This is a genomic window from Streptomyces sp. ICC4 (genome assembly GCF_003287915.1).
Classification (GTDB): Bacteria; Actinomycetota; Actinomycetes; order Streptomycetales; family Streptomycetaceae; genus Streptomyces; species Streptomyces tritrimontium.
In genome coordinates, this window is record NZ_CP030286.1 from 1,039,706 (window position 1) to 1,062,838 (window position 23,133).

Annotated in this window: 15 protein-coding genes and 1 pseudogene; 8 read left to right on the top strand and 8 right to left on the bottom strand. The window is 72.6% G+C overall.

Annotated elements, in window-relative coordinates; genetic code table 11:
• The first annotated feature begins 15 nt into the window (after nucleotides 1-15).
• Nucleotides 16-1,074, top strand: coding sequence for a vWA domain-containing protein (locus DRB89_RS04790; RefSeq protein ID WP_112450763.1), 1,059 nt, complete (start codon nucleotides 16-18; stop codon nucleotides 1,072-1,074).
• Nucleotides 1,075-1,392: 318 nt separating this feature from the next.
• Here DRB89_RS04790 and DRB89_RS45875 read toward each other — a convergent pair whose 3' ends face one another.
• Complete coding sequence (locus DRB89_RS45875; protein ID WP_204358135.1) at nucleotides 1,393-3,210, bottom strand: IPT/TIG domain-containing protein; 1,818 nt, start codon at nucleotides 3,208-3,210, stop codon at nucleotides 1,393-1,395.
• A gap of 516 nt (nucleotides 3,211-3,726) precedes the next feature.
• Here DRB89_RS45875 and DRB89_RS04805 point away from each other — a divergent pair.
• The gene (locus DRB89_RS04805) at nucleotides 3,727-4,563 is read left to right on the top strand and encodes a hypothetical protein (protein WP_204357823.1); all 837 of its coding nucleotides are present in this window, start codon (nucleotides 3,727-3,729) and stop codon (nucleotides 4,561-4,563) included.
• A 32-nt stretch (nucleotides 4,564-4,595) separates the two neighbouring features.
• Here DRB89_RS04805 and DRB89_RS04810 read toward each other — a convergent pair whose 3' ends face one another.
• The 3 genes from DRB89_RS04810 to DRB89_RS04820 all read right to left on the bottom strand — a co-directional run bounded on the left by DRB89_RS04810 (nucleotide 4,596) and on the right by DRB89_RS04820 (nucleotide 10,204).
• The gene (locus tag DRB89_RS04810) at nucleotides 4,596-5,333 is read right to left on the bottom strand and encodes an SOS response-associated peptidase (RefSeq protein WP_112450762.1); all 738 of its coding nucleotides are present in this window, start codon (nucleotides 5,331-5,333) and stop codon (nucleotides 4,596-4,598) included.
• Nucleotides 5,334-5,420: 87 nt separating this feature from the next.
• Entirely contained in the window at nucleotides 5,421-8,438 is a 3,018-nt protein-coding gene (locus tag DRB89_RS04815) for an acyltransferase family protein (protein WP_112450761.1), read from the bottom strand.
• 14 nt (nucleotides 8,439-8,452) lie between these two features.
• Nucleotides 8,453-10,204 (bottom strand): cellulose synthase catalytic subunit, encoded by a 1,752-nt coding sequence (locus tag DRB89_RS04820; RefSeq protein ID WP_112450760.1) that lies wholly within the window; start codon nucleotides 10,202-10,204, stop codon nucleotides 8,453-8,455.
• 314 nt (nucleotides 10,205-10,518) lie between these two features.
• Here DRB89_RS04820 and DRB89_RS04825 point away from each other — a divergent pair, with 314 nt between their 5' ends.
• From DRB89_RS04825 to DRB89_RS04845, 5 genes and pseudogenes are all read left to right on the top strand, one after another.
• On the top strand, nucleotides 10,519-10,722 hold the full coding sequence (locus tag DRB89_RS04825) for a cold-shock protein (RefSeq protein WP_112450759.1): 204 nt from the start codon (nucleotides 10,519-10,521) through the stop codon (nucleotides 10,720-10,722).
• A gap of 194 nt (nucleotides 10,723-10,916) precedes the next feature.
• On the top strand, nucleotides 10,917-11,903 hold the full coding sequence (locus DRB89_RS04830; RefSeq protein ID WP_239516738.1) for a hypothetical protein: 987 nt from the start codon (nucleotides 10,917-10,919) through the stop codon (nucleotides 11,901-11,903).
• Between the two features lie 100 nt (nucleotides 11,904-12,003).
• The gene (locus DRB89_RS04835) at nucleotides 12,004-12,210 is read left to right on the top strand and encodes a hypothetical protein (RefSeq protein ID WP_112450758.1); all 207 of its coding nucleotides are present in this window, start codon (nucleotides 12,004-12,006) and stop codon (nucleotides 12,208-12,210) included.
• Nucleotides 12,211-12,407: 197 nt separating this feature from the next.
• Nucleotides 12,408-13,544: pseudogene (locus tag DRB89_RS04840) on the top strand (molybdopterin-dependent oxidoreductase); the annotation flags it as partial.
• A gap of 112 nt (nucleotides 13,545-13,656) precedes the next feature.
• Entirely contained in the window at nucleotides 13,657-14,505 is an 849-nt protein-coding gene (locus tag DRB89_RS04845) for a Cof-type HAD-IIB family hydrolase (RefSeq protein WP_112463215.1), read from the top strand.
• 40 nt (nucleotides 14,506-14,545) lie between these two features.
• Here DRB89_RS04845 and DRB89_RS04850 read toward each other — a convergent pair whose 3' ends face one another.
• From DRB89_RS04850 to DRB89_RS04865, 4 genes are read right to left on the bottom strand one after another with little or no spacing between them, the layout of a single operon-like run.
• Nucleotides 14,546-16,294: a GAF domain-containing protein gene (locus tag DRB89_RS04850; RefSeq protein WP_112452499.1), complete on the bottom strand. Its 1,749-nt coding sequence runs from the start codon at nucleotides 16,292-16,294 to the stop codon at nucleotides 14,546-14,548.
• A 24-nt stretch (nucleotides 16,295-16,318) separates the two neighbouring features.
• Nucleotides 16,319-19,960, bottom strand: a complete 3,642-nt coding sequence (cydD, locus tag DRB89_RS04855; protein ID WP_112452498.1) for a thiol reductant ABC exporter subunit CydD — start codon at nucleotides 19,958-19,960, stop codon at nucleotides 16,319-16,321.
• Nucleotides 19,961-20,011: 51 nt separating this feature from the next.
• Nucleotides 20,012-21,013: a cytochrome d ubiquinol oxidase subunit II gene (gene cydB, locus DRB89_RS04860; protein WP_112448357.1), complete on the bottom strand. Its 1,002-nt coding sequence runs from the start codon at nucleotides 21,011-21,013 to the stop codon at nucleotides 20,012-20,014.
• 18 nt (nucleotides 21,014-21,031) lie between these two features.
• Entirely contained in the window at nucleotides 21,032-22,537 is a 1,506-nt protein-coding gene (locus DRB89_RS04865; RefSeq protein WP_112448356.1) for a cytochrome ubiquinol oxidase subunit I, read from the bottom strand.
• Nucleotides 22,538-22,727: 190 nt separating this feature from the next.
• On the opposite strand from DRB89_RS04865, the gene DRB89_RS04870 reads away from it, so the two are divergent.
• The gene (locus tag DRB89_RS04870) at nucleotides 22,728-23,096 is read left to right on the top strand and encodes a cyclophilin-like fold protein (RefSeq protein WP_112448355.1); all 369 of its coding nucleotides are present in this window, start codon (nucleotides 22,728-22,730) and stop codon (nucleotides 23,094-23,096) included.
• Nucleotides 23,097-23,133: the final 37 nt, after the last annotated feature.

The following is a 23,133-nucleotide window of genomic DNA, read 5'->3' on the forward strand; positions in this document are numbered from 1 at the left end:
AAAAGGAGCAGAACCATGTCTGCCAACAAGATCCAGCACAAGGTGAACCACGTCGCGCTGGTAGTGGACTGTTCGGGTTCCATGCGGCCGCACCAGGATCAACTCGTGCGCGTCGTCGATGAGTTCGTGTCGGGATTGAAGGCCGAATCGGACAAGCTCGGCCACGAGACCCGGATCAGCCTCTACTCCTTCGACCACCGGGTGGAGAACCTGGTCTGGGACATGGACGTGAAGCACCTGCCGTCCATGCGGGGCCTCTACAAGGTCAACAACGGCGCCACGGCCCTCATCGAAGCCTCCTTGAAGTCCCTGGACGACCTGGACCACATCTGGGAGGAGTACGGCGAGCACAGCTTCCTCCAGATCGTGGTGACGGACGGCGAGGAGAACGCCTCCGGCGGCATTCGGCGGCACGACGGCAACCGGGCCGTCCTCGGCCCCTGGCTCGAGCGGATCGCGGCGCGGATGGGCGCGCTTCCGGACCACTGGACCTCCGCGATCCTCGTGCCGAACTCCCTGGCGAAGCGGACCGCCCAGAACTACGGCTTCCCGGCCGGGAACATCGCCATCTGGAACGCGGACTCCCAGGAGGGCGTCGAGGAGGCCATCGGCACCGTCCGTGCCGCCGCCACCAGCTTCCTGCGCGGCCGCGAGAAGGGCGTGCGCGGCACGAAGAACCTGTTCGCGGTCGGCCAGGACCTCTCCGTCGACGAGGTGCGGGCGAACCTCGAACCGGTCCCGGCCGACAAGTACCGGCTCCTGAAGGTCGAGGAGGAGGCCGGGATCCGGTCCTTCGTCGACGCGCACCCGGACGTGACGTACGAGCGCGGATCGTGCTACTACCAGCTCGGCACCCGGGTCCAGGTCCAGCCCGACAAGGAGGTCGTCGTGGTCGAGAGGGACACCGACCGCGCGTACACGGGCGACGCGGCGCGCAGCCTGCTGTTCGGCACGGGCATCCGGGGGACCGTCTCCGTGAAGGCGGGGCACAACCCCGAGCTGGAGGTGTACGTGCAGAGCCGCTCGGTGAACAGGAAGCTCAAGGCGAAGACGCGTCTGCTCATCATGCTCTGACCGCCACGGGGAGACAGGCGTCGAGCCGGACATCGCGCGGTGCCGCCCGACATCGCGCGGCCGTGCCGGCCGCGCGCCGCTGGGTGAACGACGATCGGGAGTGGCTGGCTCGGCTCGGACGTACTGGCCGACCACCTCGGCCCGGAGGCCGGCGGGGCGGTGGCGGACCTGCGCCGGTTCTGGCTGCGCACCCCGCACTCGTACGAGCGGGCTCCGGTACCCGGCGACGGGTGAGCGCGACCGGGCGCCGGCCCGCCTCCTGGGGAGGCGGGCCGGCGGGTTCCCGCGGAGGTCCCGCTGGGGGCGGGTGCGGGTTCGTCAGGGGCAGTTGACCAGGAGGACGGAGATGACGGTGCAGGTGGCGGTCGCGCTGTCGTTGAGCGCGTTGGGGTCGACCGGCGCGGAGACCGTACGGGTGCCGGTGACCGAGATCTGGCCGAGCGAGAGCAGGTGCAGCGGTACGCGGAACGTCTTGCCGGTGCTGGAACCGGCGGCGATCGTGCCGTAGGCGCAGGTCACCGTGGACCCGCTGGTGGTGCACCCGGAGGACAGGCCGTTCGCGGAGGCGCCCGGCGGGAGGCTCGCGGTGAGCGTGGCCGAAGTGACCGTGCCGGGCCCGGTGTTGCGGGCGGTGAGGGTGTAGGTGATGTACGGGACCAGGAGGCTCAGCCCCGGCTGCGCGGTCAGGTCGACGTCGATGTCGGCGGGCGGGAGCTGGTAGGTGTACCGGCCCGCCGCGGCCACGGCGCTGGTGCCGCCGGGCGTGGTGACCTGGACGTCCACGGGGCCCGCGGCGTGTGCGGGTGCGGTGGCGGTGCACGTGGTGGCGGTGCACGACAGGCCGGTGGCCGGACTGCCGGGGCCGAAGGTCAGCGCGGTGGCGCCGCTCAGGCCGGTGCCGCCCACCGTGACCACGGTGCCGCCGTCCGTCGTGCCGGTGGACGGGCTGATCGAGGTCACCGCGGGTACCGGAATGTAGGCGAACCGGCCCGCGGGGGACGGGGTGCTGGTGCCGCCCGAGGTGGTGGCCTGTACGTCGACGGTCCCGGAGCCCGCCGGTGAGGTCGCGGTGCACGACGTCGCGGTGCAGGTGACGCCGGTGGCGGGGTTGCCGGGGCCGAAGGTGAGGGCGGCGCCCGCCAGATCGGTGCCGGTGACCGTCACCGCCGTGCCGCCGCCCGCGAGTCCGGTGTCCGGGCTGACGGAGGTGACCGTGGGCGCGTTCCGGTTGAAGACGAACACGATGCGGCCGTCTCCGGCGTTGGCCCCTTCGGTCAGGGTGACGGACGAGCCGGGAACCGTTCCGGAGACCAGGCTGGATCCGCCGCCCCCGCCTCCGCCGCCACCCCCGGTGGCGCCGTGTCTTCCGCCGGCTCCGCCGCGGCCGCCGCCGCCGTACCCGGCCCCGCCGCGGCCGCCGGCGCCCGTCGGGCTGAACACGCCCTGGCCGGCGCTGCCGCCGGCGCCGTTCGGGTAGGCGCCCGGGGAGCCGTTCGGGCCCTCGTTGTCCGCGCCGGGCCCGCCGAGGCCCGCCGCGCCGCCGGCGAACTGGGTGCCCGGGCCGCCGCCCGTGCCGCCCTGCGCGTCGGGGAGCAGCCCGTTGCCGTCGGTGCCCGCGCTGCCGCTGTTGCCGCCGGCCGCCCCTTGGTAGGCGGGGGAGCCGATGCCCGGTCCGCCCGCCCCGCCGCCCGAACCGGCGGTCAGCAGGGGAGTGTTGACGGCCGTGGTCAGCGCCACCAGCGCGCCGCCGGAGCCGGGTACGCCGAACTGCGGGCTCGGGGCGCCGTTGGCGCCGCGCTTGCCGACGGTGACGTCGAACGTCTGCCCGGGCGTGACGGGGACGGTCGCGACCAGGTGTGCGCCCTTGCCGCCCGGAGTGCCGTCGCCGGCGTTCCCGCCGCCGGCGCCGTCGAGGGTCACCACACCGCTGGAGACGCTGTCGGGCACGGTGATGCTTCCGGTGCCGCCCGCGGAGCAGGTGATCGTGGTGGTGGAGCCCGTCACGACGGGGGCCGCGCACACCCCGTCCGCCGACGCCGGTCCCGCCACGACCGTCAGGCCGCCCGCGGCCAGCGCGGACGACGCGGCCACCGCCAGCAGCCGGTGCCGCCACCGGGCCCCCGGTGCGTGTAACACAGCAGTCGAAGACATCGAAGTCTCCCCCTCTCGCCTCCGCCCGGCAGCGGCTGGAGGCGAAGACTCCTGGGAAGCCGCGGCAGGACGCTTCCGTACGACGAACCGGAGCGCCCGTCGCGTACGCCGGTGCCGGTCGCCGGCATCCCGGGACCCGGCGGAAGGCCGACGGACCGGTGATACCGGCGGAAGCATCGCAGCGGCCGCCGGGTGGCGATGGCCGAATGACGGATCGTCGTGCCGAACATGCCGTAAAACGCCAAATCGGCGACCGTACTCGTACGAATGTCCGAGCGGAATCGAGCCGCGGGCTGTGCCGGGCCGGCGAGCCGCCGGGCCGACCGGTCCGTCCACCGGGCCGACCGCCACCCGTTCCGCGCCTCCCTCGCCGCGAGTTCTCCGTTCACCTCCGCGTAGGGCCTCGCGGGCGCTCGCGCACGAGACGTGCGCTTCGCGGAGTCGGCGTACGTTGGAAAGGGGCGACGACAGGCTGCTGGCCGCTACAGGAGGGTCGGATCCATGGCGCACACAGCTGATGCCCGCGCGACGAGCAGGATGGCGCAGTTCCTGGAAAGCCCGTTCGCGGGACTGTCCCCCTGGATCGTCTTCGCCCTCGTCGTGGGGCCCGGACGCTTCGAGTGGTCCGTCGCACTGGCCCTCGCCATCTCTGTCTGCCTCGTCATCGGCGGCCGCCTGATGAACCCCGGTTCCTCCCTGAAGATCCTGGAGCTCTGCGACGTCGTGTTCTTCAGCGTCCTGACGGTCGTCGGGATCTTCGCGAGCGAGGGCACGCGGCGCTGGTTGGAGACGTACGCGGGCGAGGTCTCCAACCTCGCCCTGGTGGCCATCGCGTTCGGCTCCATGCTGGTCAGGGTGCCCTTCACCCTCCAGTACGCCCGCGAGCAGGTCGACCGGCAGTTCTGGGACACGCCCGCGTTCAAGCGGACGAATTACACGATCACCGGGGTCTGGGGGCTGGCCTTTCTGATCAATGCCGTCGCGGGGGCGTACGGCGACCTCGTGCTGCGCAACCCGAACAACATCTGGACGGGGTGGATCATCCAGGTCCTCACCATCATCGGGGCCCTGCGCTTCACCCAGTGGTACCCGGACGTCGTCCGCGCCCGGGCCCGCGCGGGGGAGCCCGCACCGCCCCTGTCCTCGATGCTGCTGCCCATGGCCGGGCTCCTGGTGCCGATCGGCATCGCCGTACTGGTCTTCGACGGCCATCTGTGGTGGCTGGGCGTCGCGCTGATCGTCGTCGGCGGCTGGCTGACCAGGGCGCTCAAGAGCCAGGTCCGCCCGGAGGGCAGCCCGGACCCCCGACCGCGCCGCGAGCGCCGGGCACGACGCTGAGGCCGGCCCGGTGGACCTTTCTGGTCACAGCACTAGGTGGCCGGTTCGAGGAGGTGGGGGCCGTTGTTGCGGACGCTGTTGACCGCGGTCGAGACGGCGGTCACCGTGAGGCGGCCGTCGCCGGGGGTGTGGAGGAGGGCGCGGAGGCCGGCCGTGTCCTCGTGGGAGGGGTCGAGCCAGGCCTCGTAGTCGCCGGGATCGAGGGCGAGCGGCATCCTGGGGTGGATCCTGCCCGCCGCGTCGGTGGCTTCCGTGGTGATGATCGTGGCCGTGGTGAGCCAGGCGTCCGGATCGTCCCCGTCGGCGACGGCCGGGTCGCGCCAGAACTCGTAGAGCCCGGCCATCGCCATGACGGAGCCGGCCTCGGGCCGGATGAAGTACGGCTGCTTGTACGCCTTCGCGGACGCGGTGGCGGGCACGGCCACCCACTCGTAGAAGCCGTCCGCGGGCAGCAGGCACCGGCGTTTGGCCAGGGCGCGCCGGAAGGCCGGCTTCTCGTGGACGGTCTCCACCCGCGCGTTGATCATGCGTGATCCCACCGCCGGGTCCTTGGCCCAGGACGGCACCAGGCCCCACCGCACCGGGCGCAGCCGCCGCTGGACCTCGCCGGTGTCCCGGGCGGCGCGTTCCAGGACGGCCCAAACGTCGTCGGTGGGAGCCACGTTCCACGAGGGCCCGACGCCCCGATCGGGGCGGTCGGGGGCGAGCTGGGCGTCGAAGAGGCCCGCGAGGTCCTGCGGGGCCCGGGAGGAGGCGTATCTGCCGCACATGCCTCCACTGTCCCACCTTCCCCCGCCGGGCCGGGACGAGCGCGCCGGGACGAGCGCGCCGGTACGCGCCCGTTCCGGCGCGGTGTCCTACACGGGACGCGCCCGGCTGGAGACGGTGACCTGGTCGACCCGCATCGCGTGGCCCGGCTCGGTTTCCGGGCCCGGGCTCGCGCCGTCGGCCAGCGGCAGGCTGCCGCCGATGGCCACGTTGAGGATCAGGAACAGTCCGTGGTCCACCGCCCGCTTCCAGGTCTCCGGGTCCATCCGGGAGGCGGCCACCCGGTGGTGCACGCGGCCGTCCAGGTACCAGCGCACCTCCTCGGCCCCGGGGGCGAGGTCGACCTCGACGGCGTACGAGCGGAACCCCGCACGGCAGCCGTCGCAGGGCTGGGGGCCCGAGGTCAGACCGGCCGGCTCCTGGCACGGGCCGCCCTGCAGGATCCCGCAGTGCATGGTCGCGAAGACGCTGTCCCGCCCGTTGACGGACTCCATGACGTCGAGTTCACCGATGCCCGGCCAGCCCGTGTACCCGTCGCGCAGCGGTGCCCCGAGGGTCCAGAACGCCGGCCAGTAGCCCGCCGCCTTCGCCCCGGTCACGTCGGGCAGGGCGATCGAGGCCTCGATGCGCAGCGTCCCGCCGGGGGGCGGGGCGAAGTCCGAGCGCCTGGTCTCGATCCGGCCCGAACTCCACTGCCCGTCCTTACGGGTGGGGACGATCTCCAGCGCGCCCTTGCCGTCGAGGCGGACGTTGTCGGTCGAGTCGGTCATGGTCTCGATCTCGCCGGTGCCCCACTGGGGTGCGGGGCACCCCGGATAGCAGGTCCCGGTGTCGTACACCCAGTGCGCGGCCGAGGGGCGGCTGCCCGAGGGGCCGTCGAAGTCGTCCCGCAGCAGCTGGGTCCACCCCGCCGCCCCGGGCGTGGCGGACGCGGTCAGGGCGGGCAGCGCCCCGGACTCCGTGAACAGCCGCTCGAGGCGGGGGGTCAGGACGACGGCCGCGACATTGGTCAGGTGGGAGTCGTCCCGGTAGAGCAGGATGCGGTCCAGGACGGCCGGGCAGGTCGGCCCGTCACCCGGGCACAGCACCTGGTTCACACTGACCCCGAGTACGCCGGGCAGCGCGCCGGAGGCGATCCGCCGGGCCAGCGGATCGGGCTGCTGGGCGCCCGTACGGCTGAACGCGCAGGCGCCGGGTGTGCCGGGGCTGCCGGAGACGCAGGCGGGGACGTCCGTGCCGGGCGCGGGGGTGTCCTCGATGTAGACGATCGGCGCGCCGATCGCCCGCAGCGGCTCGAGGGTCTTGTCCCAGGCCTCGGCCAGCAGCCCGGCATCGGAGGTGTAGCGGTTGAGCGAGGAGATCACGATGAGGCGGGGCTTCGGCTGCTGCCGCAGCCGCTCCAGGGTATCGGCCCGCCAGGTGTCGCACTCCCGGTAGGCGCGGCCGAGCTGCGGGTTGTCGACGGCCAGGTGCGGCAGCGGGCAGCCCTGCTTGACGAACTCCTGCAGGGCCCAGCCCCGTTGCGAGGCCATGGCCAGCACCGAGGAGAACCACTGGCCGGCGTGCGAGTCGCCGAGCAGGACGATCCGGTCCGGGCTGTCCACCGCGCCGAACAGGCAGTCGGGGCTGCGGGTCACGGCCGGGGCCACCTCGCAGGCCCCGTCCGGCGGGAAGTCCTTGCGGGCCTGGGCGGGGCCGGGGACCACGGGTCCGTCCCCGAGCGGAGTCCCGGCGGTCCGGGCGAGCAGGTGGGGGCCGGAGGCGGCGCCCGGGGGCAGGCCGTTCACCTCGACCGGTGTGGCCGGACCCAGCAGGTTCAGTGTCGTGGTGCCCACGACGAGTGCGAGCACGATGGGCAGCACGATGGCCGTGATGCCCACCGACAGCCCGCGGCGCGGGAGTTCGGAGACCGTCCGGCTGCGGCGCAGCGGCTGCTCGACCCAGCGCATGGTCGCGTAGGCCGGCAGTGCGGCCGCCAGCGTGAGCGCGGTCTTCACCGGCCAGCCCTGGCTGCCGAACCGGGCCTCGGCGAGGACGAGCACCGGCCAGTGCCACAGGTACAGGTTGTAGGAGAGCCGCCCCACCGCCCGGGGCGCCCGGCCCGCGAGCAGCCGGCCGACCCCGTGGGAGCCCATCGCGTTGCGCTCGCCCCGGCCGGGTATCGCGGCGAGGATGACGGCAGCGGTGCCCAGGGTCGGCACGAGGGCCGCGTAGCCGGGGTAGGGCGTGGAGGTGTCGTACGAAACGGCGCACCAGACGATCGCGGCGCCCCCGGCCCAGCCGCACAGCAGCCGCAGCGGCCGCGGGCCGCGCATGAGGTGCCAGGGGAGCAGGGCGAGCAGGGCGCCGACGCCGAACTGCCAGACCCGCGAGGGCGTCGCGAGGTAGGCGAGCGAGGCGGAGTGGTCCGTCCAGTGCAGGGACAGCGCGAACGAGAGGAGGACCAGCGGCGCGGTGGCGAGGGCCACGGCGGAGCGCACGGCGCGACCGCGGCGTACCGCCCGGGCCGCGGCGAGCACGATCAGGGCGAGCAGCGGCGCCCAGAGGAGGTAGAACTGCTCCTCGACGGCGAGGGACCAGAAGTGCAGCAGGGGGCTCTGGTCGTGTCCGGCGGCCAGGTAGTCGGTCTGCTGGGCGATGAACCGCCAGTTGGCGGCGGAGAGCGCCGCGGCGGCTACGTCGTTCTCCAGGTCCGCGCGGCGCAGCGGGACGGTCAGCCAGGCCCCGGCCAGGGCCACCGCGCCGAGGACGACGGCGGCGGACGGCAGGAGCCTGCGCGCGCGCCGGGAGAAGAAGTCCAGGAGCCGGATCCGGCCGGTGGTGACCGCCTCCCGGACGAGGAGGCCGGTGATGAGGTAGCCGGAGACGACGAAGAAGACGTCCACGCCGACGAAGCCGCCCGCGAGGCCGGGGATCCCGGCGTGGAAGGCGAGTACCGCGAGGACGGCGACGGCGCGCAGTCCCTCGATGTCGGGCCGGAACGCGGACCGGTGCGGGCTGGGCCCGGACTCGCCGCCGGAGGGCGACGGGGACGCCGGGGGTCCGGGCGGCGGGGTGGAGGCGGACCGGCGGTCGCTGCGCGCGCCGGGTGCCATGGGGAACGGCATGGTGGTGAAGCCTTTCAACTCAGCCAGGGAAGCATCGGGTTGACCCACCCGGATGCCAGCAGGCCGGTGAGCAGGAGGACCGCCGAAGCGGCGAGGGTCTCGGGCCAGCGCCGGGGCAGCAGACCGGTGCCCGGGCGCGCGAAGGCCCGTACGGGGCTGCGCCGGCGGGCGGCGCCCGCAACCGGGGCGGTGCCTTCGGTGGTGCTTCGGGCGGCGGCCGTCTTCGCGCGCCCGGGGGCGGGCGCCGGGCGCAGCTCGGTGATGAGGTCGCGGATCAGCGGGCCGTTGATCTGGCACTGCACGAAGAAGTAGAGGAGCAGGCCCCAGTTGGGCTCCCAGCCGTTGCGGGCCACGGCCAGAGCGAGGCCCGCGCCGGCCGCGCCGTTGGAGAGGACGAGCCAGAGCAGGGACACGCCCACCACCCGGCGGGCCATCCCGCCGGAGGAGCCGGAGCTCCGGGTGCCGGTGGGAACCCAGTCGGCGCTGCGGCCGCGCAGGGTGTGCAGGAAGGCGGTGGCGGCGGCGACGCTGGTCAGGACGTTCGCCCGGATCACCTCGATCCGCCAGCGGGTCCGGCTGATCCGGGGCAGCAGCACGTGCCACAGCCACAGCGGGGCGAGCAGCGGCAGGACGTGCCAGGGCCGGATGTCGTCCGGGTACCAGAACATCAGCACCAGGGGCGGCAGCGGGGCCGCGAAGGTGTTCACGGCGGCGGCCAGGTAGCCGACGACGCCCTCGTAGAAGCACAGGCGCATCCGCCAGGGCGCGCCCATGCGCCGCAGGACGGGGGTGCCGATCAGGTGCAGGTTGCCCATCGCCCACCGGTACTGCTGGTTGACGAAGGACGTGACCCGGTCGGGGGAGGTGCCCTTGGCGACGAGCACCGGTACGTACAGGGTGCGGAACCCCTGTTCGTGCAGGGCGAGGCCGGTGTACAGGTCCTCGCTGTGGTCGAGGCGGGCGAAGCCGCCGGCCAGGTCGATGGCGCTGCGCCGGTAAACGGCGTTGCTGCCGCAGCAGATGGCGGCGTCGCTCGCGTCCCGGGAGGGCTGGATCCAGCGGAAGAACCACTCCTGGGCGGAGCCCGCGGCGCGCTGGATCCAGTCCATGGTCTCGTCGGTGTCGAAGCACTGCGGGCTCTGCACGATGCCGACCGCGGGGTCGGCCAGGTACGGGACGAGGTGGTGCAGGAAGTCCGCCCTGGGGGCGAAGTCGGCGTCGAGGATGGCGATGAACTCGGCGCCGCTCAGGGTCAGCGCGTGGTTGAGGTTGCCGGCCTTCTTCAGGTGTCCGCGGTCCGGGCGCACGACGTACTCGTAGCCGTACGAGGCGGCCAGCGCGGCGACTTCGGGACGGTCGGCGTCGTCCAGGACCCACGTGGTCAGCGCGCCGGGCCAGTCGACGGCCGCGACGGCGCGGTAGGCGTTCTCCAGGACCGGGAGCGGTTCGCCGCAGGTGGGCAAGTACAGGTCCACGCTGGGCAGTCGGGCGGGCTGCCAGGCGTGGACGAGCACCTCGTGCGAGGGCCGGGTCAGCCGGCGCTGGCGCAGGCTGTTCACCGAGGAGAGGGCGAGGGCGACGACGTTGAGCCCGAGGACGGCGAGGAAGGCCCACAGGGCCGGGGTGCGCAGCGCGAACGTGAACATGGTCGCGGCGGTGAAGACGAAGGCGAGCGAGGTGCTGATGAGGACCCAGCGTCGTTGCGGGCCGAAGTACCAGTAGAGCTCTTCGTCGGAAGGAGGTTGCGGAAGATGAGACAAGGTCATAAAGCCCCCCACGGCTGTTTTTATCCGCCCGTTTCAGGTGGCCAGCATAGCGTCAAAGGTATAGACCAATTGTTGCGAGAGGGCCAACAGTGCGAATCGGCCATGTGTTTGGCGCGTCTGAGGTGGTCCAGACCTCTGCGGTGTCCATTCGACCGGCCGCACCTCATCGCTCGGGGAAGGTGCAGGTCACGCGGGGGTGAACAGACCTGAAAGACTTGCGCGACCCGGCTGTTTCGTTCGTCACGGGCTGGGGAGGATGTGCCTGCGGTCGGGTGCGGGTCGCGTGCTCGGCGTCGTGAAACGAGGGGTTGGGCATGGCTCAGGGGACTGTGAAGTGGTTCAACGGCGAGAAGGGCTTCGGCTTCATCTCCCCGGACGGGGGCGGCGCCGACGTCTTCGTGCACTTCAGCGCGATCCAGGGATCCGGGTTCCGGAACCTGGAGGAGAACCAGCGCGTGGAGTTCGAGATCACCCAGGGGCAGCGCGGTCCGCAGGCCGACCAGGTGCGGGCCCTCTAGGCCGTCTCTTTCGGATCTTGTCGGCCGAGCCCGCGGCGTCTGGTGCCGTGCCTGGCAAGGCGGAGGGGCGCTGCGTGTACTGGACGTACTCGGGCGTCCCGACAACGCGGCCAGGCGCGGTGCCGGGCGTCGCGGGCCCGGCAAGATCCGAAAGAGACGGCCTAGACCCGGGCGAAGTGCGGTAGTTGTCCACGGTGGACGTGGTACGGGAGTCGGCCGGGGCCGGCCGGGTCGTCCTGTTCGAGGAGCCGGCGCGGGACGGCGCGCAGGCGAAGACCTTGATGAGCGTCGGCTTCCGGGTCCGGCTCGCCCGTGAGCAGGGCGCGGTGTTCGGGGCCGACGGCCCCCGGCGCGTGGTCTTCGCCGCGGGCTTCCCCTCCGTGTGCGGGCGGGAGTTCGAGGTGACCCGGCAAGTCGCCCTGGAGGCGCAGGAGTCGGTGAGCCCGTCCGTGATCTGCCGGGCCAAGCCGCAGGATGCACGGCTCGCGCTGAGCGCCGTCCGCGGTGCCGCGCACGGCCCGATCATGGTCATCGTGGCCGCTTCGGAAGCCACCGCCCGCGCCTTGGTGCACAGCGACGCCCGCACGGCCCTGGACCGGGGCCTGGACGTGGTCAAGGATCCCGTGGACCGCGCGGACGGCACGGCCGTGGACGTCTGCCTGGTGGACACCCCGCGCGCGGACCACGCCCTGGTCGCCGAGTGCGCCGGCAGGATGACGGCGCAGGGGGCGGCCGCGATCGTCCTGGCCGACACCGTCGGCGACCTGCTGCCCGGCCAGACCCGGGACCTCTTCCGGCGGGTCGCCACCGGCGCCGGACCGCAGACGGTCCTGGTCTCGCACCTCCACAACGACCTCGGCCTGGCCGACACCCTGGCCGCACTCGAGACCGGGGCGCGGGTCGCGGCCTGTTCGTGGCTGGGCATGGCCGAGCGCAGCGGAATGGTCGCCACCGAGCAACTGCTCTTCCTGCCCTACGACCCCGAGCGGCTCCTGGGCCTCGCGCCGACCGTGGTGCTGCCCCACCTCGCCGGCCGGCGCGTACTGCGCGCGCTCGCCGAGCGGCTGGGCCACCGGCTGGATCCGGACCAGACCCTACGTCGTCACCGCCACCAACCCCGGGGCCGTCAACGCGGTCAAGGGACGCCCCACCGGTCAGGAGGTCGCCCTGTGGGTCCATGACGACGCCGTCTGGAGCGACCTCGGCCCGGAACTCGACCTGGAACCGGCCGCCCTGCGGACCGCGTTCACCCTGCTGCGCGAAGAACTGGTCACGCTGCTGGTGCCCGTCCGCGCCGGCATCCGCCCGTCGCCCTGGACCGCTCCCGCCCTGCGCGACCCCGCCGCCCCCCACGCGGCCACCACCATGCTGCGCATCGGCCCCGGCGGCGAGCTGGCCCACGTCCGCCACGGAGCCCAGGACCAGGGGTACGGCCCCGACCCGGACGCCTACCTGGCACACCTGCGCGCGCCGGCCGCCGGCCGCTGACACCGGGCGGGCCCCCTGCCCTCCCGTTCGGAGTGACGGCGAGGTGGGACAGCGCCTTCACTCTCCGTGATGCCCACAGGCCGGAGCCGGGCCCAAGGGCCCGGCCGAGGTGACTTCCGGCGACTCGATGATCGATCAAAGCGGGTGTCTCATGGAGGGGACGGCGACGGAGCCGCCGCAGCCGGAGGTGCTCGGACATGGTCGGCAAGGTTCAGGAGAAGCACGGCTACTGCACGCTGTGCAAGTCGCGGTGCGGTGCGGTGTTCACCATCGAGGACGGCCGGCTGACCGGCGTCCGCCCCGATCCCGCCCATCCCACCGGCGCCGCCATGTGCCCCAAGGGCCGGTCGGCCCCGGAGCTCGCGCACAGCACGGCCCGGCTCACCACGCCGCTGCGCCGAACCCGCCCCAAGTCCGACCCGGACCCGGGCTGGGAGGCCATCTCCTGGGCCGAGGCCATGGACGAGATCGCCTCGAAGACCGCCGCGATCGCGGCCGAGAGCGGCCCCGAGGCCGTCGCCTTCGGCGTCGCGACTCCGTCGGGCACCTCGGTCTCCGACGCCACCGAGTGGATCGAGCGGTTCGTCCGCCTCTTCGGCAGCCCGAACACCGTCTACAGCGCCGAGATCTGCAACTGGCACAAGGACGTCGCGCACGCCTTCACCTTCGGCTCCCCGATACCCCCGCCCGACTACGCGCACACCGACCTGGCCCTGCTGTGGGGCTTCAACCCGGCCAAGACCTGGCTGGCGCAGTCCGCCGCAGCCTCCGCGGCCCACGCGAACGGCATGAAGCTCGCCGTCGTCGACCCCCGCCGCTCCACCAGCGCGCTCTCCGCCGACCACTGGCTGCGCGTACGGCCCGGCACCGACGCCGCCCTCGCCCTCGGCCTCGCGCACCTCCTCATCGAGACCGGCGGCTACGACAGCGCCTTCGTCCGCGCCTGGACCAACGCCCCGCTCCTCGTGCGCGCCGACACCGGCCGCTTCCTGCGGGCCGGCGAACTGCCCGGCGGCGGACAGGGCTTCGTCGTCATGGACGAGACCGCCGGGCGGCCCGAGGCGTACGACACCGCCCGCGCCGCCGTCGCCCCCGAGCGCTTCGCCCTGCGCGGGACCTTCGGCGTCGACACCGCCACCGGACCCGTCGAGTGCGCGCCCGCCTTCGAGCGGTACGCGCGGGCCTGCGCCGAGTGGACACCGGACCGGGTCGCGGCCACCACTTGGATCCCCGAGCGCGAGATCCGGGCGCTGGCGGCGGAGCTGGCCGCCGCCGACGTGGTCACCTACTACGGCTGGACCGGGGTCGGGCAGTCCGCCAACGCGACCCAGACCGAGCGGGCCCTCGCCACGCTCTACGCGCTGACCGGCTCCTACGACTCCCGCGGCGGAAACCACGTGGCGCCCCCGCCCCCGTACCACCCCGCCGCACCCTTCTCCCTCCCCCGTGACCCGGCTCATCGCCACCGACCTCGACGGCACCCTGCTGCACGACGACAAGTCCGTCTCGCGGCGCACCGTCGCCGCGCTCGCGGCCGCCGAGGAAGCCGGCATCGCGGTGTTCTTCGTGACCGGCCGCCCGGCCCGCTGGATGGGCGTCGTCAGCGACCACGTTCAGGGTCACGGCCTGGCGATCTGCGCGAACGGCGCCGCCGTCGTCGATCTGCACGCCATGGGCTCGGAGCCCACCGGCCGGGAGTTCGTGCAGGTCAGGCCACTGCCACGGATCACGGCACTCAAGGTGGTGGAGGCCCTGCGGGCCGCCGCCCCGGGCACCTCCTTCGCCGTGGAGATGACCACGGGCATCAACTACGAGCCCACCTACCCGCCGTTCTTCCAGGACCCGGGCGGCAATGTCGCCACCGCCGAGCAGCTGCTCGACGAGGCCTCGGACGACGATTCGGCGCCCGTCCTCAAGGTGCTGGCCCACCACGCCGAGCTGGCTCCGGACGAGTTCCTGGCACTGGCCCGCTCCGTCGCCGACGCGTACGCCTCGATCACCCGTTCCAGCCCGACCTCCCTGCTGGAGATCAGTGGCCCGGGCGTCTCCAAAGCCAGCACCCTGGCGCTGTGCTGCGAGGAGCGCGGGATCTCACCGGCCGAGGTGGTCGCCTTCGGGGACATGCCGAACGACGTGGAGATGCTCGGCTGGGCCGGCACCTCCTACGCGATGGGCAACGCCCATCCGGACGTGATCGCGGCCGCGTCGGGCCGCACGGTCGCCAACAACGAGGACGGCGTCGCCCTCGTCATCGAGCGCATCCTGGCCGAACGGGCCGCCGGCGCCCAGCCGTAAGTCCAGAGCCTTGGCAGCGGTCCAGGGGGGCTTCTCGGGTCTAGAGCGGGGCCTCCCACACCAGGGTGGTCCCGCCGCCCTCCTCGCCGAGGCCGGGGCCGTACGAGCTGGCACCGCCGAGGGACTCGGCCCGCCGGCGCAGGTTCCGCAGCCCGCTGCGGCGCCCGCCCTCCGGGATGCCCACCCCGTCGTCGGCGACCTCCAGCCGGACCCCTGGCCGCCCGTCGGCCAGGGTGACGGTGGAGTCGAGCACCACCTCGATCCGGGAGGCCTCCGCGTGCCGGAACGCGTTGGACAGGGCCTCGCGCAGGGCGGCGATCAGGTTCTTGCCGACCAGCTCGCCGACGACCGCGTCGATCGGGCCGAGGAAGCGGTGCGCGGGCTTGAAGCCCAGCGGCACGGCTGCCATGTTGATCTCCCGCAGCACCCTGGTGCGCAGACCCGAGGGCGCTTCCGCCGGACCCTGCTGGAGCGCGAAGATCGCGGTGCGGATCTCCTGGATCGTCACGTCCAGCTCGTCCACGGCCTTGCCGACCCCGTCGCGTACCTCGGGCACGACGGACCGGCGCTGGGCGCCTTCCAGCATCATCCCGGTGGCGAAGAGCCGCTGGATGACGAGGTCGTGCAGATCGCGGGCGATCCGGTCGCGGTCCTCGAAGACGGCGAGGCGCTCCCGGTCTCGCTGGGCCTCCGCCATCATCAGTGCCAGGGCCGCCTGGGAGGCGAACTGCGTGGCCAGGGTCCGCTCGGCCTCGCTGAACGGCCGCTTGCCGCGCGCCCGGGGCGTGACGAGCGCACCCAGCACCCGGCCGCCGCTGTGCAGGGGCAGCATCATGCAGGCCCCGTACTGGCTGGTCAGCCGGCTGATCATGCGCGGGTCCGAGGAGGCGTCGTCCACGAAGACCGGCTCGCCCTCCAGCAGCCTGGCCACCACGGGGCTCTCGGCCGGGATGACGACGCCGAGGGAGGTGGCCGGGTTCTCGGCGGAGACCGCGACGATCTCCATGCCGCCCTCCTCGGCCGGCAGCATGACGATCCCCGCGGCGGAATCGGCGAGCCGGCGGGCCTGTTCGGCGACGACCGCCAGTGCGTCGTCCGCGTCCCCGCCCGACAGCAGGGCGGTGGTGACGGCGACGGAGCCGTCGATCCAGCGCTCGCGCTGGGTGGCGGCCTCGTAGAGCCGGGCGTTGCCGATGGCGATGCCCGCCTCGGTGGCCAGCACCCGGACCATGTGGACGTCGTAGTCGTTGAACTCGCCGCCGCCGTTCTTCTCAGCGAGGTAGAGGTTTCCGAAGATCTCCCCCTGCACCCGGATCGGAACGCCGAGGAAGGTCTTCATGGGCGGGTGGTGCGCGGGGAAGCCCGCCGAGCGCGGGTCCTTGGTCAGATCGGCGAGGTGCACCGTGTCGGGGTGCGAGATCAGCGCGCCGAGCAGCCCGCGCTTCCCGTCCGGGCGGTGCCCGATCTTCTTCGCCAGCGCGTCGCTGATCCCGAAGGTGACGAAGTCCGAGAGCCCCCGGCCTTCGGTGTCGACGACGCCGATGGCCGCGTAGCGGGCGTCGGCGAGTTCGGCGGCCGTCTCGCAGATCCGGTCCAGTGTGGAGTGCAGTTCGAGGCCGGTACCCACCGACCGCATGGCCTCCAGCAGCTGCGGCACCCGGGCCGTGAGCTCGGTGGACAGCCCCTGGAGACTCCGGGTGGCGGCGGTCGCGGCCTCCAGTGGGTCGGGCTGCCGCGGCGCGGGCTCCGGAGCTGACTCGGGCGTTTCCTGGGACTGCTGCGCTGACATGCCCTTGAGCCTAGTTAGTCCGGATTAGCGAGGAAAGTCGAGAGTGAGTCGGGACTGGAGGAAACCGGCCGTCGTCGCGTCCGCTTCCCGCTCGCGCTCCAGCAGCCTGCGCAGCGGCCCTTCGGCGGCGGCCAGCTCCGCGTACGCACCGCGCTGGACCACCGCTCCGCGGTCCAGGACGAGCACCTCGTCGACCTCCTCCAGCCCGGCCAGCCGGTGCGTGATCAGCACGGTGGTGCGGCCCTCGGTCGCCGCCAGCAGATCCGCCGTCAGCGCGTCGGCGGTCGCCAGGTCCAGGTGCTCGGCCGGCTCGTCCAGGACGAGGACCGGGAAGTCCGCGAGCAGTGCCCGCGCCAGCGCCAGGCGCTGGCGCTGGCCGCCCGAGATCCGCTCGCCGTGCTCCCCGACCAGCGTGTCCAGCCCGTCCGGGAGCCCGTCGGCCCACTCCAGGAGCCGGGCCGCCGCGAGCGCCTCCCGCAGTTGTGCCTCGCTCGCCCCGGGCCGGGCCAGGAGCAGGTTCTCGCGTACCGAACTGTCGAAGATGTGCGCGTCCTGGGCGCACAGGCCCACGACCCGGCGCACGTCGTCGCCGTCGACCGCGCGCGCGTCGGTCCCGCCCAGGGTGTACGAGCCCTCGTGCTGGTCCAGGAAGCGCAGCAGGACCTGCGCCAGCGTGGTCTTGCCGGATCCCGAGGGGCCGACGACAGCGATCCGGCGGCCCGCCTCCAAGGTCAGATCGAGCCCGTGCAGCGCGTCGCGCTCCTGCCCGGGGTGGCGGGCGGCGAGTCCGGACAGCCGCAGCGGGAAGGGCGAGGCGGGCAGCTTCAGCGGCCGCTCCGGCTCGGCGACCGGAACGGGCGCGTCGATGACCTCGTAGACCCGCTCGGCGCTGCGGCGGACCCGCTGGCGGTACTGGACGGCCTGCGGAAGCCCGGTGACGGCCTCGAACGCGGCGAGCGGGGTCAGGACCACGACGGCCATGGCGACCCCGGACAGCCGGCCCCCCGCGACGGCACCCGCACCGACGGCGGCCGCGCCCACCACGGTCAGTCCGCACACCAGGGCGGACAGACCGCTCCCGAGTCCGGTGACGGCGGCCGCGCGGGCGGCGATCCCGGTCAGCGTGCGGTCGCTGTCCTTCGCGGCGGCCTTCCGGCCGCCCAGCGCGCCGGCGACGGTCAGCTCGGCGGTCCCGGTGAGCAGATCGGCCACACGGGTGGCGAGCTCGCCCCGGGCGGGCGCGAGCCGGCGCTCGGTACGGTGCGCGCAGACGGCGCTGAGCAGCGGTACCCCGACCCCGGCGGCGAGCAGGCCGACGGCGAGGACGGCCCCGGCCCCGGGCAGCAGCCAGGCGGTGAAGGCGACCGAACCGGTCCCGACGAGCACGGCGGTGCCGACGGGCAGCAGCCAGCGCAGCCAGTAGTCCTGCAGGGCGTCGGCGTCGGCCACCAGCCGGGTCAGCAGATCGCCGCGCCGCTGGGCGCGCAGTCCGGCGGGCGCGATGCGCTCCAGCCGGCGGTACACGGACACGCGCAGGTCGGCGAGCATGCGCAGCACCGCGTCGTGGGAGACGAGCCGCTCCGCGTAACGGAAGACGGCACGGCCCAGGCCGAAGGCGCGCGTGGCGGTGACGGCCACCATCAGGTAGAGCACGGGCGGCTGTTCGGAGGCCCGCGAGATCAGCCATCCGGAGACGGCCATCAGCCCGACGCCGCACCCGACGGCCAGTGCCCCGAGCAACAGCCCGAGCCTGAACCGTCCCTGCCAGGCCTTGGCCACCCCGCGGACCCGCCTGAGCGGGTCCTGCCCGCCGGCGTCCGCCGCGCCCTTGCGGTCCGTCCGTTCCGCGGTGGCCCCGAGGATCCACTCCCCGGGATCGGCCGGCCCCACTCCCGGCCCCACTCCCGGCCCGGCGCCGGGCGCCGGAGCCGCGCCCCCGGCGGGCGCGGGAACACCGGGCGCTTGAACACCCGGCGCGGGAAGGGCGGCCGATGCCGCGAGGCCCGGCACGGGGGAGGGCCCCTCGGCGCCGGTCCCGACGCGTACGACGCGGTCGGCCAGCGCCAGCAGCGCCGGCCGGTGCACCACGAGCAGCACGGTCCGGCCCACCGCGAGCCGGCGTACGGCCTCCACGACGGCCGCCTCGGTCTCGCCGTCCAGCGCCGCCGTGGGCTCGTCCAGAAGCAGCACCGGCCGGTCCGCCAGGAAGGCCCGCGCCAGCGCGAGACGCTGGCGCTGCCCGGCGGACAGCCCGACCCCGCCCTCGCCGAGCGCCGTCCGCGCACCGCGCGGCAGGACCCGTACGAACTCCCAGGCCCCGGCGTCCTCCAGCGCGGCGGTCACTTCGTCGTCGGTCGCCCCCGGCCGAGCCAGCCGGACGTTCTCCGCGATCGTCCCGGCGAACAGGTGGGGCCGCTGCGGCACCCACGCGATCCGCTCGCGCCACTGCTCGGCCGACAGCCCGGCCAGGTCCGCGCCGTCGATCCGCACCCGGCCCGCGCTCGGCGCCACGAATCCCAGCAGCACCTGGAGCAGCGTGGACTTGCCCGCTCCGCTCGGCCCGGTGAGAGCCACGCATTCGCCCGGTCCCACGGAGAGCGAGACCGGTCCGGGGGAGTCCTCGCCCCGGCCCTGGTGGCGGACCGCCACGCCGTCGAGCTCGATCCGCAGCCCCGAGGCAGCGACGGCGGCCCTCCCGGCCGGCACGGAGACCGGGGTCTCCAGGACTTCGAAGATCTCTTCGGCGGCGGCCAGTCCCTCCGCCGCCGCGTGGTACTGCGCCCCGACCTGGCGCAGCGGAAGGTACGCCTCGGGCGCCAGCACCAGGATGACGAGCCCCGTGTACAGGTCCAGCTCCCCGTGGACCAGCCGCATGCCGATCGTCACGGCGACCAGTGCCACCGACAGGGTCGCCAGCAGCTCGAGCGCGAACGAGGACAGGAACGCGATGCGCAGCGTGCGCATGGTCGCCTGGCGGTAGTCATCGGTGATCTTGCGGATGGACTCCGCCTGCGCCTTCGCCCGGCCGAAGACCTTCAGGGTCGGCAGGCCGGCCACCACGTCGAGGAAGTGCCCCGACAGGCGGGACAGCAGCCGCCACTGGCGGTCCATCCGGGACTGGGTGGCCATCCCGATGAGGATCATGAAGGCCGGGATCAGCGGCAGGGTGACCACGATGATCGCCGCCGACACCCAGTCCTCGGTGACGATCCGGGCGAGCACCGCGACGGGGACCACGATCGCGAGTCCCAGCTGGGGCAGGTAGCGGGAGAAGTAGTCGTCGAGCGCGTCCACGCCCCGCGTGGCCAGGGCCACGAGGGAGCCGGTCCGCTGGCCGCTCAGCCAGCCGGGGCCCAGATCCGCGGCCCGCTCCAGCAGCCGGCCCCGCAGTTCCGACTTGACCGCCGCGCTCGCCCTGTGTGCGGCCAGCTCCGTCAGCCAGGCGACCAGGCCCCGGCCGCAGGCCACCGCCGCGAGCAGCAGCAGGGGGGTCCGCAGGGCCCCGCCGTCCAGACCGTCCTCGAAGGCACCGACCACGATCTCGGCGATCAGCATCGCCTGGCCGACGACCAGCCCCGCCCCGGCGAGCCCGAGGGCCACCACCGCCCCCAGGAAGAGGCGGGTGGAACGGGCGTACCGAAGCAGGCGCGGGTCGATCGGTTTCACGTGAAACATCCCCCAGGCAGGATCGGGCGGGACGGGACGGGCGGATCGGACTCAGTGCGCGTCGGCGATGTGCTGGGTGCCGATGCGCTTGCGGAACACCCAGTACGTCCAGGACTGGTAGAGCAGGACCAACGGGGTCGCCACTCCCGCGCACCAGGTCATGATCTTCAGGGTGTACGGGCTGGACGAGGCGTTGGTGACCGTGAGGTTCCAGGCGTCGTTCAGCGAGGACGGCATGACGTTCGGGAAGAGCGTCAGGAACAGCATCGCGACGGCGGCCGCGATGGTGACCCCCGACAGGGCGAACGCCCAGCCCTCCCGGCCCTTGAAGTTGAAGCCGAGCGCCCCGAGCAGTGCGAGGACCGCGACGGTCATCGCCACGAGGCTCCAGCCGTCTCCGCGCGAGACCTGGGTCCAGATCAGGAAGGCGAGCGCCAGGACGGCGGTCACCGCACCGAGCCGCAGGGCCAGCTTGCGCGAGCGGTCCCGGATGTCACCGACCGTCTTGAGCGAGGTGAACACCGTGCCGTGGAAGGTGAACAGGCTGAGGGTGACCAGGCCGCCGAGGATCGAGTAGACGTTGAGCAGGTCGAGGAAGTTTCCGACGTACTCCATGTCCTGGTCGATCTTCACACCGCGCACGATGTTGGCGAAGGCCACGCCCCACAGGAACGCGGGGATCAGCGAGGTCCAGAAGATCGCGTGTTCCCAGTTGGTCTGCCACTTGTCCTCGGGCCGCTTGTGCCGGTACTCGAAGGCGACGCCGCGGATGATGAGGCAGATCAGGATGATCAGGAGCGGGAGGTAGAAGCCGGAGAAGAGGGTGGCGTACCACTCGGGGAAGGCGGCGAAGGTCGCGCCGCCGGCCGTGAGCAGCCAGACCTCGTTGCCGTCCCACACGGGCCCGATCGTGTTGATCAGGACCCGCTTCTCCTTGCGGTCGCGGGCCAGCAGCTTGGTCAGTACGCCGACTCCGAAGTCGAAGCCCTCCAGGAAGAAGTAGCCGATCCACAGGACGGCGATGAGCACGAACCAGACGTCGTGGAGTTGCATGGTGTGGTCTCCCCAGCCTCAGTACGAGAAGGCCATCGGCCGGTCAGGGTTCTTGTCGTCCCCGCCGATCTTGGTGGGCGGGTTGAGGTCGGCCTCGGTGAGCTCGGGCGGGCCGATCTTGACGTACTTCACGAGGAGCTTGACCTCGATCACGGCGAGCACGGCGTAGAGCAGCGTGAAGCCGATCATCGACGTGAGCACCTCGCCCTGGGAGACGTGCGGCGAGACCGCGTCCCTCGTGCGCAGCACTCCGTAGACCACCCAGGGCTGGCGGCCCATCTCGGTGAAGATCCAGCCCCAGGAGTTGGCGATGAGCGGGAAGCCCATGGTCCACAGGGCGACGATCCAGTACCAGTGGGTGAACTTGGGGCTCAGGGCCTTCTTGAAGAGGACCAGGTGCGGGACCTCGTTCTCACCGGTGCGCAGCCCCGGCGGCAGCATGAACTTCTTGCGGGTGAGCCAGAGCCCCAGCATGCCCACGCCGAGGGAGGCCATGCCGAAGCCGATCATCCAGCGGAAGCCCCAGTAGGCGACGGGGATGTTGGGCCGGTAGTCCCCGGGCCCGAACTTCTCCTGCTCGGCCTTGTTCACGTCGTTGATGCCCGGGACGAACGAGGTGAAGTCGTCGTTGGCCAGGAAGGACAGCAGGCCCGGGATCTCTATGGCGACCTTGTTGTGGCCCTGCTCGACGTCGCCGTAGGCGAAGACCGAGAAGGGTGCGGGCGCCTCGCCGTCCCAAAGCGCCTCGGCGGCGGCCATCTTCATCGGCTGCTGCTTGAACATCACCTTGCCGAGCAGGTCTCCGCTGATGGCGGTGCCCAGGCCGGCGATGATCATGACGACCAGGCCGAGCCGCAGCGAGGTCCGCATGACCGGGACGTGCCTCTTGCGGGCGAGGTGGAAGGCGGCGATGCCGACCATGAACGCGCCGCCCACCAGGAAGGCCGCGGTCATCGTGTGGAAGAACTGGGTCAGCGCGGTGTTCTGGGTGAGCACCAGCCAGAAGTCGGTGAGCTCGGCCCGGCCGCGCTCCTCGTTGATCCGGTAGCCGACCGGGTGCTGCATCCAGGAGTTCGCCGCGAGGATGAAGTACGCCGAGAGGATGGTGCCGATGGAGACCATCCAGATGCAGGCCAGGTGGATCTTCTTCGGCAGCTTGTCCCACCCGAAGATCCACAGGCCGATGAAGGTGGACTCGAAGAAGAAGGCGATGAGCGCCTCGAAGGCCAGCGGGGCTCCGAAGATGTCACCGACGAACCGCGAGTAGTCCGACCAGTTCATGCCGAACTGGAACTCCTGGACGATGCCGGTGACGACACCCATCGCGATGTTGATCAGGAAGAGCTTGCCCCAGAACTTGGTGGCCTTGAGGTACTTCTCCTTTTCCGAACGCACCCAGGCGGTCTGCAAGATCGCGACGAGCGCGGCCAGCGAGATCGTCAGGGGGACGAAGAGGAAGTGATAGACGGTGGTAATACCGAACTGCCATCGCGCCAGGGTCTCTGGCGCCAGAGCTAGGTCCACGTCGTCGTCTCCTTCGTTTCGCCCGTGGTCACAGCCGCAGTTTGTCTCTTGTATCCCACTCAATCCGGGAGGAAGCAGGACACGCTTGTGAACGCGTTCACATTCACAAGCATTATGTCGTACTGCTGTCGGCGTCTTCCAGGGGGGGTACCTCTAGCGAATACATTCAACAGATTGTTGAATGCGAGCCATGAAGATTCGAATCCTGTGGCCCGCGGGCCACCTCACCGCGACCCTCGACGAGACCCCGACCGCCAAGGCGCTCGCCGGGGCACTCCCGATTTCCGCCTCCGCCAACACCTGGGGCGAGGAGGTCTATTTCGACACCGGCGTCTCCGTGGCGCTGGAGGACGACGCCCGCCAGGTCGTCGAGCCGGGCACCGTCGCGTTCTGGACCGAGGGCGACGCGCTCGCGCTGCCCTACGGTCCGACGCCGATCTCCCGCGGTGGCGAGAGCCGCCTGGCGAGCCCCTGCAACGTGCTCGGCTCCTTCGACGGCGACCCCCGCCTGCTGGCCACCGTCCGCGACGGCGACCCCATCCGGGTGGAACTGGCCTAGGCCCTGCCCTGCCTTGCCCCGCCCTGCCCCGCCCGGG

Excerpts from the sequence above, each read along its gene's own strand:
- DRB89_RS04790 (WP_112450763.1), top strand. The coding sequence starts at position 16 with ATGTCTGCCAACAAGATCCAGCACAAGGTGAACCACGTCGCGCTGGTA.
- DRB89_RS04805 (WP_204357823.1), top strand. The coding sequence starts at position 3,727 with ATGGCGCACACAGCTGATGCCCGCGCGACGAGCAGGATGGCGCAGTTC.
- DRB89_RS04810 (WP_112450762.1), bottom strand. The coding sequence starts at position 5,333 with ATGTGCGGCAGATACGCCTCCTCCCGGGCCCCGCAGGACCTCGCGGGC.
- DRB89_RS04815 (WP_112450761.1), bottom strand. The coding sequence starts at position 8,438 with ATGCCGTTCCCCATGGCACCCGGCGCGCGCAGCGACCGCCGGTCCGCC.
- DRB89_RS04820 (WP_112450760.1), bottom strand. The coding sequence starts at position 10,204 with ATGACCTTGTCTCATCTTCCGCAACCTCCTTCCGACGAAGAGCTCTAC.
- DRB89_RS04825 (WP_112450759.1), top strand. The coding sequence starts at position 10,519 with ATGGCTCAGGGGACTGTGAAGTGGTTCAACGGCGAGAAGGGCTTCGGC.
- DRB89_RS04850 (WP_112452499.1), bottom strand. The coding sequence starts at position 16,294 with ATGTCAGCGCAGCAGTCCCAGGAAACGCCCGAGTCAGCTCCGGAGCCC.
- cydB (WP_112448357.1), bottom strand. The coding sequence starts at position 21,013 with ATGCAACTCCACGACGTCTGGTTCGTGCTCATCGCCGTCCTGTGGATC.
- DRB89_RS04870 (WP_112448355.1), top strand. The coding sequence starts at position 22,728 with ATGAAGATTCGAATCCTGTGGCCCGCGGGCCACCTCACCGCGACCCTC.